This is a genomic window from Pseudomonas flexibilis (assembly GCF_000806415.1).
Classification (GTDB): Bacteria; Pseudomonadota; Gammaproteobacteria; order Pseudomonadales; family Pseudomonadaceae; genus Serpens; species Serpens flexibilis.
In genome coordinates this window covers 185,468-197,286 of record NZ_JTAK01000003.1, presented here as the reverse complement: position 1 = coordinate 197,286, position 11,819 = coordinate 185,468, and the positions used below count along the sequence as shown (strand labels likewise).

The window sequence follows — 11,819 nt, the reverse complement described above, 5'->3', positions numbered from 1 at the left end:
TAGAGTCTGGACATCCATCGCAACGGCTATCAGGTGATAACAATGATTCCAAGAACCCTGTTCAGTGCTGACCACGAACTCTTCCGTGCCAGCGTTCGGAAGTTCCTCGAGCAGCACGCCGTCCCCTTCCATGCGCAATGGGAGAAGGATGGACATGTGGATCGCGCCCTGTGGAGCAAGGCCGGCGAGGCGGGTCTGCTGTGTTCGCATATCCCGGAAGCCTATGGCGGCATGAGTGCTGACTTCCTCTACAGCGCCGTGGTGATCGAGGAGGTTGCCCGGCTCGGCCTGAGTGGCATCGGCTTCTCCCTGCATTCGGACATCGTGGCTCCATACCTGCTGCATTACGGCTCGGAGGAACAGAAGCAGCGTTACCTGCCGCGCATGGTGAGCGGAGAGCTGGTCAGCGCCATCGCCATGACTGAGCCGGGCGCCGGTTCCGACCTGCAGGGCGTGCGCACCAGCGCGGTGCTGGACGGTGATGAGTATGTGCTGAATGGCTCCAAGACCTTCATCACCAACGGCTGGCTGGCTGATCTGGTGGTCGTGGTGGCCAAGACCGATCCACAGGCTGGCGCACGGGGCACCAGCCTGTTCCTGGTGGAAAGCGGCACGCCGGGCTTCAGTCGCGGTCGGCGCCTGGAAAAAGTCGGCATGAAGGCTCAGGACACTTCGGAGCTGTTCTTCCAGGACGTGCGGGTGCCAAAGGAGAACCTGCTGGGTCAGCCGGGCATGGGCTTCGCCTACCTGATGCAGGAGTTGCCGCAGGAGCGCCTGACGGTCGGCGTCGGCGCGCTGGCCTCGGCCGAGGCAGCGTTGCGCTGGACCCTCGACTACACCCGCGAACGCAAGGCGTTCGGCAAGGCGGTGGCAGACTTCCAGAACACCCGCTTCAAGTTGGCGGAAATGGCGGCGGAGATCCAAGTGGGTCGGGTGTTCACCGACCGCTGCCTGGAGCTGCATCTGCAGGGCAAGTTGGATGTGCCGACGGCGGCGATGCTCAAGTACTGGTCGACCGAGCTGCAGTGCCGCGTGCTGGACGAATGCGTGCAGCTGCATGGCGGCTACGGTTACATGTGGGAATACCCAGTGGCGCGCGCCTGGGCGGATGCCCGTGTGCAGCGCATCTATGCGGGGACCAACGAAATCATGAAGGAGATCATCGCGCGGTCGCTGTGATCCGCGAGACAAGCCATGGTTGCTCGTTACGACGCCGATCCACATTGTTTTCCTGGCTGGGACGGTACCGTCGCCGGGGCGCGCCGACTGCAGCAACAGCTCGCGGCGCAGGTGCGGCTGCGGGACGAGTTTACCGAGCCGCTGCGCCTGATTGCCGGGCTGGATGTCGGCTTCGAGGAGCGGGGCAGCATCACTCGGGCGGTGGCGGTGCTGCTGGATGCCGAGAGCGCCGAAGTGCTGGCCGAAGCGGTGGTGCGGCGCGCGACCAGCATGCCGTATATCCCGGGGTTGCTGTCCTTTCGCGAGCTGCCGGCGCTGCTGCAGGCGTTGGGTGAGCTGCCGCATCGGCCTGATTTGCTGTTCATCGACGGGCAGGGTATTGCGCATCCACGACGACTGGGCATTGCGGCTCACCTGGGAATAGTGGCGGACCTGCCGAGCATCGGCGTGGCCAAGACGCTGCTGGTTGGCGCCGCCGGACCGCTGGGGGAGAAGCGGGGCGAACGGAGTCAGCTGCTCGACGGTGAAGAGCAGGTGGGCTGGCTGCTGCGCAGCAAGGATGGCGTGCGACCGTTGGTCGTCTCGCCTGGGCATCGGGTAAGCCTGTGCAGCGCGCCCGATCTGGTGCTGCGCTACGTGACGCGCTACCGGCTGCCGGAGCCCACGCGCCTGGCCGACAGGTTGGCCTCGCGGCGCGTTTCCGGGATGCGCTAGTTGCAATTTTCCGAGGCTTGGGCATAATCCCGCGACTTTCCCGCGGGGACCGCCTAGCTCCTCGGGAAATAGGTGGGGATGCCTAGCCCGCCGCGCGATTCCTTGTTCTGCCAATGCGGACGCGAAGACCCGAGCCCCCGATAGCGTCTGCCGCGGCCCGGCCCTGGCCTTGCCAGGGTACGTACTATTCAGTAAGATTCGCCGTCTTATTTTCAGGGCGGCCCCTGAGGCTTATAACGAATGAAAACTTTTTCTGCTAAACCGGAAACCGTAAAGCGCGACTGGTACGTCGTCGACGCTGCCGGTCAGACCCTGGGTCGTCTGGCCACTGAAATCGCGAGCCGTCTGCGTGGCAAGCACAAGCCGGAATACACCCCGCACGTTGATACCGGCGACTACATCGTCGTGATCAATGCCGAGCAGGTACGTGTCACCGGCGCCAAGGCCACCGACAAGAAGTACTACTCGCACTCCGGCTTCCCGGGCGGCATCAAGGAAATCAATTTCGAGAAGCTGATCGCCAAGGCTCCCGAGCGTGTGATCGAGACCGCGGTCAAGGGCATGCTGCCCAAGAACCCGCTGGGTCGCGACATGTATCGCAAGCTGAAGGTGTACAAGGGTTCCGTGCACCCGCACGCCGCTCAGCAGCCTCAAGAACTGAAGTTTTAACGGGAATAGCTCATTATGTCGGCGACTCAAAATTACGGCACTGGCCGTCGCAAGACTGCTACCGCTCGCGTCTTCCTGCGTCCGGGTACTGGCAAGATCACCATCAACAACCGCACCCTGGAAAACTTCTTCGGTCGTGAAACCGCTCGCATGGTGGTTCGCCAGCCGCTGGAGCTGACCGAAAACACCGAGAAGTTCGACGTGTACGTCACCGTTCTGGGTGGCGGCGTGAGTGGCCAGGCTGGCGCCATTCGCCACGGTATCACCCGTGCGCTGATCTCCTACGACGAAACCCTGCGCAGCTCGCTGCGCAAGGCCGGTTACGTGACTCGCGACGCCCGCGAAGTCGAGCGTAAGAAGGTCGGTCTGCGCAAGGCGCGCAAGCGTCCGCAGTACTCCAAGCGCTAACTTCGGTTACCGCTTCAGAAGACGCCCGGTCCTTATGGACCGGGCGTTTTTTTATGCGGCAAAAACACTCGTGCGACAACGTGCCACAGCCCGGGAAGCCGCGTGGCTCAAGGGTTTTGCCCAGGCTGTTACCTTGCCAGCAGGGGGGCTTTTCTTTAACATTCAGCAAATTTTTCGGGCTCGTCCTTGAAAATTTACTTCAAGACCCGGGCTCAACCGGGTCGCAAAGCTGATGGGAGACGACTGAATGAGCAATGACGGCGTGAATGCTGGCCGGCGTCGCTTCCTGGTCGCAGCCACCTCCGTGGTGGGTGCGGCTGGAGCGGTGGGGGCAGCGGTCCCGTTCGTGGGATCGTGGTTCCCGAGCGCCAAGGCCAAGGCCGCAGGTGCACCGGTGAAGGTGAATATCAGCAAGATCGAACCGGGCCAGCAGATGGTCGCCGAATGGCGTGGCCAGCCCGTATTCATCCTGCGTCGCACCGAAGAAACGCTGAAGAACCTGACTGGTCTGGAAGGCACCGTGGCCGACCCGGCTTCGCAGGCTTCCGAGCAGCCGGCTTATGTGGATCCGAAGCACCGCGCCATCAAGCCGGAAATTCTGGTGGTGGTCGGTCTGTGCACTCACCTGGGTTGCGCACCCTCCTTCCGTCCCGAAGTGGCTCCGGCCGACCTGGGCGCCGACTGGATGGGCGGCTATTTCTGCCCGTGCCACGGTTCCAAGTATGACCTGGCCGGTCGCGTCTACAAGGCGCAGCCCGCTCCCTTGAACCTGCCGGTGCCGCCGCATTCGTATGAGTCGGATGACGTCATCGTCATCGGTGTGGACCAGGAGAACGCCTGATGAGCAAATTCATGGAATGGGTCGATGCCCGCTTCCCCGCGACCAAGATGTGGGAAGACCATCTGTCCAAGTACTACGCCCCGAAGAACTTCAACTTCTTCTACTTCTTCGGCTCCCTGGCGCTGCTGGTCCTGGTAAACCAACTGCTGACCGGCATCTGGCTGACCATGAGCTTCACCCCCAGCGCCGAAGAGGCCTTCGCATCCGTCGAGTACATCATGCGCGACGTGGAGTACGGCTGGATCCTGCGCTACCTGCACTCCACCGGCGCTTCCGCGTTCTTCGTGGTGGTGTACCTGCACATGTTCCGCGGCCTGCTTTACGGTTCCTACCAGAAGCCGCGTGAGCTGGTGTGGATCTTCGGCATGCTGATCTACCTGGCGCTGATGGCCGAAGCCTTCATGGGCTACCTGCTGCCCTGGGGCCAGATGTCCTACTGGGGCGCCCAGGTGATCATCTCGCTGTTCGGTGCCATCCCGGTGATCGGTGCCGACCTGACCGAGTGGATCCGTGGTGACTACCTGATCTCCGGCATCACCCTGAACCGCTTCTTCGCACTGCACGTGATCGCGCTGCCGATCGTCCTGCTGGGCCTGGTTGTGCTGCACATCCTCGCGCTGCACGAAGTGGGCTCCAACAACCCGGATGGCGTCGACATCAAGAAGACCAAGGACGAGAATGGCGTTCCGCTGGACGGCATCCCGTTCCACCCCTACTACACCGTCAAGGACATCGTCGGCGTGGTGGTCTTCCTGTTCGTGTTCTGCGCCGTGGTGTTCTTCTTCCCAGAAATGGGCGGCTACTTCCTGGAGAAGCCCAACTTCGAAGAAGCCAACCCGCTGAAGACGCCTGCGCACATCGCTCCGGTCTGGTACTTCACCCCCTTCTACGCCATCCTGCGCGCCGTGCCGGACAAGCTGCTGGGCGTGGTCGCCATGGGCGCCGCCATCGCCGTGCTGTTCGTGCTGCCGTGGCTGGACCGCAGCCCGGTCAAGTCCATGCGTTACAAGGGCTGGCTGAGCAAGATCTGGCTGGTGGTGTTCTGCATCAGCTTCGTGATCCTGGGCGTGCTGGGTGTACTGGCGCCGACCGACGGCCGCACCCTGCTGGCGCGGATCTGCACCGTGCTGTATTTCGCCTACTTCCTCCTGATGCCGTTCTACACGCGCATGGAGAAGACCAAACCCGTTCCGGAAAGGGTGACTGGCTGATGAAAAAGCTCTTCGCTGCACTGATGTTTTCCGTTCTGCCGCTGACCGCCATGGCGGCAGGGCCGGAGGTTCCGCTGGACAAGGTGGATATCGACCTGACCGACAAGGCGGCGCTGCAGGATGGTCTGAAAACCTTCGCCAACTACTGCATGGGCTGCCATGGCGCCAAGTTCCAGCGCTATGAGCGGGTGGCCAACGACCTGGGCATTCCGGAAGAAGTCATGATGGAAAACATCGTCTTCTCCGATGCCAAGATCGGCGACCACATGAAGATCGGCATGCAGCCGTCCGACGCCAAGGTCTGGTTCGGTGCCGCACCGCCGGACCTGACCCTCGTGGCGCGCGTACGCGGCACCGATTGGCTGTATACCTACCTGCGCACTTTCTACGAAGATCCGAAGCGTCCGCTGGGTGCCAACAACGTGGTCTTCCCGAACGTGGGCATGCCCAACGTGCTGTCCGACCTGCAGGGTCGCCAGGTGATTGGCTGCAAGCAGGTGCAAGTGGTCGAGAATGGCAAGAAGGTCTTCGATCCGCTGACCGGCACCCCGGTCACCGAAGAGGCGTGCGATCAGCTGACCATCGTCCCGGGCACTGCCAAGCAGACCGAGGCCGAGTTCGACGAGACCGTCAAGAACCTGGTGACCTTCCTGGCCTACTCGGCCAACCCGGTCAAGCTGGAGAGCCAGCGCATCGGCACCTACGTGCTGCTGTTCCTGGCGTTCTTCTTCGTGGTGGCCTACCTGCTCAAGCGTGAGTACTGGAAGGACGTCCACTGATCACTCGCTGATCTGACCGAAAGCGCGCGCGCCCCATGGCGCGCGCGCTTTTTTCCGTTTATCGACTTCCGTTTTCAGGAGGGACGCCATGGCCGCCAATCGTCTGGCCTGCTTTTCCGATCCCGCCAATCATTACAGCCACCGGGTTCGCCTGGTGCTGGCTGAGAAGAGCGTTACCGCTCACATCATTGACGTTCCTGCTGGCCAATGTCCTGCCGAGCTGCTGGAGGCCAATCCCTACGGAGAGGTGCCGGCACTGGTGGACCGCGATCTGGCGCTGTTCGAGCCGGGCGTCCTGCTCGAGTATCTTGAGGAGCGCTATCCTCACCCCGCGCTGTTGCCCAGCTATCCGCTGGCGCGCGCCAATGTCCGCCTGCTGATGCACCGTATCCAGCGCGACTGGTGTGCCAAGGTCGATGCGATTCTCGACCCGTCACGAAGCGACGAGGCTAGGGAGCAGGCACGCCAGGCGTTGCACGACAGCCTGACAAGCATCGCTCCGGTGTTCGCCGGCAAGCCGTTCTTCCTGAGCGACGAGCCAACCCTGGCGGACTGCTGCCTGCTGCCAGTGCTGTGGCGTCTGCCGCTGCTGGGCGTGGAGCTGCCGCGCACCGCCAAGCCCCTGCTTGACTATATGGAGCGGGCCTTTGCGCGCCCGGCGTTCCAGGCCAGTCTTTCCAACCAAGAGCGCGAGATGCGCTGACCCAGACAGGAGCCGTCGCATGAAATCCAGTCGCCCCTACCTGCTGCGTGCCCTCTACGAGTGGATCGTGGACAACGATTGCACGCCGCACCTGCTGGTGGACGCCGAATATCCTCAGGTTCGTGTGCCTGCCGGCTATGCCCAGGATGGGCAGATTGTGCTCAATGTGTCGCCCGGTGCGGTGCGCCAGCTGCACATGGACAACGAGGGCATCAGTTTCGAGAGCCGCTTCGGTGGTGTCGCCCATGGCATCTACCTACCGATTGCCTCGGTGCTCGCCATCTATGCCCGCGAGAACGGACAAGGCATGGTGTTCGAGCTGGAGGCTCCCGACGTAGAGGCAGCGGAAGATGAGGATGATCTGCCACCGCCGGAAACGCCGCGCCCGGGTGGTCGGCCCAGCCTGAAAGTGGTCAAGTGACCGCTGTCCAATGGAAATGCACAAGGGCGCCAGAGGCGCCCTTGTTGTCAGTACGTTCAGTCGGTGTACTGGAATAGCCTGACGATGCGCTGGACGCCCGAGACGTTCTGGGCAACGGCGGTTGCCTGGTTGGCCTGGGCGCGAGTGACAATGCCCATCAGGTAGACGATGCCATTTTCGGTGACCACCTTGATGTGGCTGCTGGGTACGCCGCTGGTTACCAGCATGCTGCTCTTGATACGCGTGGTCAGCAGCGAGTCGTTGCTGCGTGCCAACGCCGACGCCGGCTGCTGGATCTGCAGCTCGTTGTGCACCTTCTTGACACCCACCACCAGGCGGGCGGCCTGCTCGGCCTGGTCGCGCAACTCCGCGCGCGGGGTCTGACCAGCGAGCAGGATCACGCCGTTGTAGGCGGTCACCACCACGCGCGAAGTAGGCGCCGCCAGGTCCGGGTTGGCGTCCTGGATACGCGAGAGAACCTTGGGTTCGAGGAATTGATCGTCAATCTTGTTGCCGATACTGCGGTTGCCGCACCCGGTCAGTACCAGCGCCAGGGTCAGGAAAACGAGGATCAGCGGATTGCGCGTCATTCTTCACTCCCGAACAGTTGGGTGTCGATCTGGTCGCACAGGCAGTGGATCACCAGCAGGTGGACCTCCTGGATACGGGCGGTGACCTTGGCGGGCACGCGAATCTCCACGTCTTCGGGCAGCAGCAGCGAGGCCATGCCACCCCCGTCGCGGCCGGTCAGGGCGACCACGGTCATCTCCCGATCATGGGCGGCCTGGATGGCCTGGATCACGTTGGCCGAATTGCCGCTGGTGGAGATGGCCAGCAGCACGTCGCCCGGCTGTCCGAGGGCGCGGATCTGCTTGGAGAAGACTTCGTTGTAACTGTAGTCGTTGGCAATCGACGTGATGGTCGAGCTGTCGGTGGTCAGCGCCACGGCGGGGAGGCTCGGGCGCTCACGCTCGAAGCGGTTGAGCAGTTCCGAGGAGAAGTGCTGGGCATCGCCAGCCGAACCGCCGTTGCCGCAGGAGAGGATCTTGCCCTCGTTGAGCAGGGCCCGGACCATCGCCTGACTGGCCTGCTCGATGTAGGGGATCAGCACTTCCATGGCACGCTGCTTGGTTTCGATGCTGGCCTGGAAGTGCTGGCGGATACGGGATTGCATGTCCATCGAGTGTTGACCTTTGAATGGCGGCTTTATCAGGAGTCGAACGCGTTGCGGATCCAGTCCGGGGGTTGGGTCGCTTGATCGTGGCCCAGGGCGACCACGTCGAAACGGCAAGGGTTGTTCGCCCAGCGCTGTTCGCGCTGCAGGAACAGTTGTGCGGCGATGACAAGCCGTTGGCGCTTGCGCCAGTCGATGCTTTCAATCGCGCCACCCCATGCGCGGTGTCGGCGGTAGCGGACTTCGACGAATACTACTGTATCGCCGTCGAGCATGACCAGATCGAGCTCGCCGCGCCGGCACCGCCAGTTCTGGCTGAGCAGGCGCAGCCCCTGCTGGAGCAGGTAGCGGCAGGCCAGCGCCTCGGCCTCGCGGCCGCGCTGTCCAGCGGTGCCGCCCTGCATCAGTAGACGTAATCCGGCAGGCGGCGGATCCGGCCATTCTGGATCTGGGCCCAGGGGAGTTCGCGCTCGATGCGCTGCTGCTCGGTCAGGCTGAGTGTGCCGGTCTGGCCGTGAATGCGGGTCTCCGGCAGTGCCTTGAGCTGCGAAAGGCGCGGCGCCAGCAGATAGGCGTCGATACCCATGGCGTAGAGCCGGCCGAGGCTGCCGCTGGCCTGCGGCCATTGGCGAGCGACCTGCTCGCGCAGCGGATTGTGCTCGTCGAGGAGCCAGGGGGTTTCGCTGAAGCGGATGCCGTTCAGGTCTTGCAGCTGGGTGCCGTCGCGGCTGCCGGTATACAGATGGGAAGTCGCATACACGGGCACGTCGCCAGCGTACTGGAAGGTCAGGGTCGGGCGAATCTGCTGGGCCTGCAGCGGTGTCGCCGCCAGGAAGATGAAGTCGACGTCGGCGCGTCGCGCCGGTTCCGCCGCAAACTCGACGCCCAGCACTTCCTTCAGGCGTTGGGCGCGTGCCTCACTTTGCCGCAACTGGAACAGGTCGGCGATCTGCTGGGCCAGTTGCACCGGTTGGTCGATGCGCTTGGCGGCCAGCAGTGTGCCGCCCTGTTGTTGCCAGCCGCGGTTGAAGGCCGCCAGTACGCGATCGCCCCACTCGCCGCGCGGCACCAGTGCCACGGCGCGACGCATGCCGTCCTGCCAGGCGCGCCGGGCGGCGGACAGCGCCTCGTCTTCGGCGGCCAGGCCGAACTGGAAGAGCTGGGCGGGACCGGATTCGTTGCTGTCGTCGTAGTTGAGCGCCAGGGTCATGATCGGCAGCTGCGGCAGTTGGCCCAGGTCCTTGACCAGGTTCTTCTCCAGGGGGCCGACCACCAGCTGGATGCCTTGCGCCTTCGCCAGGGTGTAGAAGTTGTCCAGCGAGACGATCTCGGTGGAGTCGAACAGAATCACCTCGGGCGGGTTCTGGCCGGTCTGCTGGGCGTGGTAATAGGCGGACATGAAGCCGTCGCGCAGGGCGCGTGACACATTCGCCAGTTGGCCCTGCATGGGCAGCAGCAGGGCAATCTTGCGCAGCGGTTCGGCGGGCAGCTCCTTGAGCTTGCGCAGCGGCTCGGGCAGGTTCAGCGCGGCGGGGTGCTGCGGGTTGGCGCTCAGCCAGCGGTCGATGCCGGCCTGCTGCATTTCCACCGTCAGCGCGTCTCGCACGGCAATGCCCAGGGTCAGCCAGCCGGCCAGATCGCCCTCGCTGGGGGTGGTCAGCTGCGTGCCGTTGAGGCGCGCCACCAGGGACCAGATCGCCTCGTGGTTTTCCTCGGCGGGCTGGCCCGTGAGCAGGGGGGCGGCGAAAACCCGCTCGCGGGTGGCGTCCAGCAGTTGGTTGTCCTCCTCCAGCGCGCGCGCCCTGGCCATGTGGGCGCGAATCTGCAGGTCGTTCGGCAAGCGGCCGATCTGCTCAAGGCTCGGATGCTGGAGGAACTGCCAGGCCGCCTGGGGGCGCTGGCGATAGAGCGAGAGTTCGGCATTGAGAATGCTGGCCAGCGCCTGCTCGGTACGCCCCAGCTGATCGAGCGGCACCTGCTGAATGATATGGGCGGCGCGTAGGGGATTGCCCAAGGCATAGGATTTGTCCGCGGCGGCCAGGCGCAGTTGGGCGGCTTCCTTGGGCGAGCTTTGCGCAGCCTTGAGCAGCAGTTGGTCGACACTGGCTTGCGGCGTCTTGGGCAGGTCGCCGGCAGGCGGCTTTGGCGTACCGGAGCAGGCGGCCAGCAGGCCGAGCAGGCACAAGACCGAGAGCAGACGCAGGCGAGAGATCATGGGTCGGTTTCCGATGCGCTGGCAAAAGGGACCCTGGATTGTACTCAAGGCTTGCGGGGTTCGCGATGTGGAATTGGCAAACCGAGTACACTGTGTGTTTTTTCAGGCTGGAGGTGTTCCGTGGCCGACCCGACGTCCGCTGGCGTGCTGTATGTGGTAGCCACGCCCATTGGCAATCTCGACGACATCAGCGCGCGGGCGCTGCGCGTCCTGGGCGATGTGGCCCTGATCGCCGCCGAGGATACGCGTCATTCCCAGCGCCTGTTGCAGCACTTCGGGATCACGACGCCACTGCAGGCCTGCCATGAACACAACGAGCGCGAGCAGGGGGGGCGTTTCCTGAGTCGCCTGCTGGCCGGGGATGACGTGGCGTTGATCTCGGACGCCGGAACACCGCTGATCTCGGATCCGGGCTTCCATCTGGTGCGCCAGGCGCGCGCGGCAGGGGTTCGCGTGGTGCCGGTGCCCGGACCCAGTGCGCTGATCACGGCCCTGTCCGCGGCCGGGTTGCCATCCGACCGCTTCATCTTCGAGGGCTTCCTTCCTGCCAAGGCCGCCGGTCGGCGGGCGCGCCTGGAGGCGCTGCGCGAGGAGCCGCGCACGCTCATCTTTTATGAGGCGCCGCATCGTCTGCTGGAAAGTCTGGAAGCACTGCGCGACACGCTGGGCGCCGAGCGGCAGGTCGTGCTGGCCCGCGAACTGACCAAGACGTTCGAGACGCTCAAGGGGCTGCCGGCGGGCGAGCTGTGTGAATGGGTGCGCGCCGATGCCAATCAGCAGCGTGGTGAGTGCGTCCTGCTGGTGGCTGGCTGGCAGGCACCCGAGGGGGACGAGGCGGTCTCTGCCGAAGCCCTGCGGGTGCTGGATCTGCTGCTGGCCGAGCTGCCAGTCAAGCGTGCGGCGGCGTTGGCGGCGGAGATCACCGGGGCGCGCAAGAATCTCCTCTACCAGGTGGCGCTGGAGCGGCAATCCAAGTAACCTTCGCGCCGAGAGTCGGCCGGGCAGTCGCCGCCTTCGCAAGAAGGGGGAGGAAAGTCCGGGCTCCGCAGGGCAGAGTGCCAGGTAACGCCTGGGAGGCGCGAGCCTACGGAAAGTGCCACAGAAAACTACCGCCTAAGCGCGCAAGCGCCGGTAAGGGTGAAAAGGTGCGGTAAGAGCGCACCGCACGGCTGGTAACAGTCCGTGGCTAGGCAAACCCCACTCGGAGCAAGACCAAATAGGGATCCATTGGCGTGGCCCGCGCTGGATCCGGGTAGGTTGCTAGAGGTGGTCAGTGATGGCCATCGTAGATGAATGACTGTCCTCGACAGAACCCGGCTTACAGGCTGACTCTCTCTTTTTATTTCCATCCGCACCCTGGCGGATATCCTGCGTCGCGCAGTTAAGGCAATGCTTCAAGTTCCTGCCCTATCCACATAAACGCCATCGCTATCGTGCGGCGGGCGCCTTTTGCGCTTCGTCTCAAATATTTCCACTCGTCGCTAAATTCCTGGCCTGCAAGGGTT

14 protein-coding genes and 1 other RNA gene are annotated in these 11,819 nt (G+C 63.8%); 11 read left to right on the top strand and 4 right to left on the bottom strand.

Annotated elements, in window-relative coordinates; genetic code table 11:
- The first annotated feature begins 33 nt into the window (after positions 1–33).
- The 9 genes from PT85_RS08925 (at position 34) to PT85_RS08885 (ending at position 6,925) form a co-directional block, all read left to right on the top strand.
- Positions 34–1,179, top strand: a complete 1,146-nt coding sequence (locus PT85_RS08925; RefSeq protein ID WP_175444374.1) for an acyl-CoA dehydrogenase family protein — start codon at positions 34–36, stop codon at positions 1,177–1,179.
- 15 nt (positions 1,180–1,194) lie between these two features.
- The gene (nfi, locus tag PT85_RS08920; protein ID WP_039606469.1) at positions 1,195–1,893 is read left to right on the top strand and encodes a deoxyribonuclease V; all 699 of its coding nucleotides are present in this window, start codon (positions 1,195–1,197) and stop codon (positions 1,891–1,893) included.
- A 240-nt stretch (positions 1,894–2,133) separates the two neighbouring features.
- Positions 2,134–2,562, top strand: coding sequence for a 50S ribosomal protein L13 (gene rplM, locus PT85_RS08915; RefSeq protein WP_027590729.1), 429 nt, complete (start codon positions 2,134–2,136; stop codon positions 2,560–2,562).
- A gap of 15 nt (positions 2,563–2,577) precedes the next feature.
- The gene (gene rpsI / locus PT85_RS08910; protein WP_027590730.1) at positions 2,578–2,970 is read left to right on the top strand and encodes a 30S ribosomal protein S9; all 393 of its coding nucleotides are present in this window, start codon (positions 2,578–2,580) and stop codon (positions 2,968–2,970) included.
- A gap of 247 nt (positions 2,971–3,217) precedes the next feature.
- Complete coding sequence (gene petA / locus PT85_RS08905) at positions 3,218–3,811, top strand: ubiquinol-cytochrome c reductase iron-sulfur subunit (protein ID WP_027590731.1); 594 nt, start codon at positions 3,218–3,220, stop codon at positions 3,809–3,811.
- Positions 3,811–5,022, top strand: coding sequence for a cytochrome b (locus PT85_RS08900; RefSeq protein WP_027590732.1), 1,212 nt, complete (start codon positions 3,811–3,813; stop codon positions 5,020–5,022). The genes petA and PT85_RS08900 overlap by 1 nt, the downstream gene beginning before the upstream one ends.
- Positions 5,022–5,801, top strand: coding sequence for a cytochrome c1 (locus PT85_RS08895; protein ID WP_027590733.1), 780 nt, complete (start codon positions 5,022–5,024; stop codon positions 5,799–5,801). The genes PT85_RS08900 and PT85_RS08895 overlap by 1 nt, the downstream gene beginning before the upstream one ends.
- A gap of 88 nt (positions 5,802–5,889) precedes the next feature.
- The gene (locus PT85_RS08890) at positions 5,890–6,504 is read left to right on the top strand and encodes a glutathione S-transferase N-terminal domain-containing protein (RefSeq protein ID WP_027590734.1); all 615 of its coding nucleotides are present in this window, start codon (positions 5,890–5,892) and stop codon (positions 6,502–6,504) included.
- A 19-nt stretch (positions 6,505–6,523) separates the two neighbouring features.
- On the top strand, positions 6,524–6,925 hold the full coding sequence (locus PT85_RS08885) for a ClpXP protease specificity-enhancing factor (RefSeq protein WP_027590735.1): 402 nt from the start codon (positions 6,524–6,526) through the stop codon (positions 6,923–6,925).
- Positions 6,926–6,981: 56 nt separating this feature from the next.
- On the opposite strand, the gene PT85_RS08880 is transcribed toward PT85_RS08885, so the two are convergent.
- The 4 genes from PT85_RS08880 to PT85_RS08865 are packed head-to-tail and all read right to left on the bottom strand — an operon-like array spanning position 6,982 to position 10,314.
- On the bottom strand, positions 6,982–7,515 hold the full coding sequence (locus tag PT85_RS08880) for a BON domain-containing protein (RefSeq protein ID WP_027590736.1): 534 nt from the start codon (positions 7,513–7,515) through the stop codon (positions 6,982–6,984).
- Positions 7,512–8,105: a phosphoheptose isomerase gene (locus PT85_RS08875; protein ID WP_027590737.1), complete on the bottom strand. Its 594-nt coding sequence runs from the start codon at positions 8,103–8,105 to the stop codon at positions 7,512–7,514. The genes PT85_RS08880 and PT85_RS08875 overlap by 4 nt, the downstream gene beginning before the upstream one ends.
- A 29-nt stretch (positions 8,106–8,134) precedes the next feature.
- Positions 8,135–8,503 carry a YraN family protein gene (locus PT85_RS08870; RefSeq protein WP_027590738.1) on the bottom strand — a complete coding sequence of 123 codons (369 nt, stop codon included), beginning with the start codon at positions 8,501–8,503 and terminating at the stop codon, positions 8,135–8,137.
- Positions 8,503–10,314, bottom strand: a complete 1,812-nt coding sequence (locus tag PT85_RS08865) for a penicillin-binding protein activator (RefSeq protein WP_027590739.1) — start codon at positions 10,312–10,314, stop codon at positions 8,503–8,505. The genes PT85_RS08870 and PT85_RS08865 overlap by 1 nt, the downstream gene beginning before the upstream one ends.
- A gap of 120 nt (positions 10,315–10,434) precedes the next feature.
- Here PT85_RS08865 and rsmI point away from each other — a divergent pair, with 120 nt between their 5' ends.
- Positions 10,435–11,292 carry a 16S rRNA (cytidine(1402)-2'-O)-methyltransferase gene (gene rsmI / locus PT85_RS08860; protein WP_162172924.1) on the top strand — a complete coding sequence of 286 codons (858 nt, stop codon included), beginning with the start codon at positions 10,435–10,437 and terminating at the stop codon, positions 11,290–11,292.
- 11 nt (positions 11,293–11,303) lie between these two features.
- Positions 11,304–11,651, top strand: an RNA gene (gene rnpB / locus PT85_RS17490) — RNase P RNA component class A.
- The last annotated feature ends 168 nt before the right edge of the window (positions 11,652–11,819 follow it).

What these genes read in the sequence shown, in the direction of transcription:
- nfi (WP_039606469.1), top strand. Translation starts at nt 1,195, where the DNA reads ATGGTTGCTCGTTACGACGCCGATCCACATTGTTTTCCTGGCTGGGAC.
- rplM (WP_027590729.1), top strand. Translation starts at nt 2,134, where the DNA reads ATGAAAACTTTTTCTGCTAAACCGGAAACCGTAAAGCGCGACTGGTAC.
- rpsI (WP_027590730.1), top strand. Translation starts at nt 2,578, where the DNA reads ATGTCGGCGACTCAAAATTACGGCACTGGCCGTCGCAAGACTGCTACC.
- petA (WP_027590731.1), top strand. Translation starts at nt 3,218, where the DNA reads ATGAGCAATGACGGCGTGAATGCTGGCCGGCGTCGCTTCCTGGTCGCA.
- PT85_RS08900 (WP_027590732.1), top strand. Translation starts at nt 3,811, where the DNA reads ATGAGCAAATTCATGGAATGGGTCGATGCCCGCTTCCCCGCGACCAAG.
- PT85_RS08895 (WP_027590733.1), top strand. Translation starts at nt 5,022, where the DNA reads ATGAAAAAGCTCTTCGCTGCACTGATGTTTTCCGTTCTGCCGCTGACC.
- PT85_RS08890 (WP_027590734.1), top strand. Translation starts at nt 5,890, where the DNA reads ATGGCCGCCAATCGTCTGGCCTGCTTTTCCGATCCCGCCAATCATTAC.
- PT85_RS08885 (WP_027590735.1), top strand. Translation starts at nt 6,524, where the DNA reads ATGAAATCCAGTCGCCCCTACCTGCTGCGTGCCCTCTACGAGTGGATC.
- PT85_RS08880 (WP_027590736.1), bottom strand. Translation starts at nt 7,515, where the DNA reads ATGACGCGCAATCCGCTGATCCTCGTTTTCCTGACCCTGGCGCTGGTA.
- PT85_RS08875 (WP_027590737.1), bottom strand. Translation starts at nt 8,105, where the DNA reads ATGGACATGCAATCCCGTATCCGCCAGCACTTCCAGGCCAGCATCGAA.
- PT85_RS08870 (WP_027590738.1), bottom strand. Translation starts at nt 8,503, where the DNA reads ATGCAGGGCGGCACCGCTGGACAGCGCGGCCGCGAGGCCGAGGCGCTG.
- PT85_RS08865 (WP_027590739.1), bottom strand. Translation starts at nt 10,314, where the DNA reads ATGATCTCTCGCCTGCGTCTGCTCTCGGTCTTGTGCCTGCTCGGCCTG.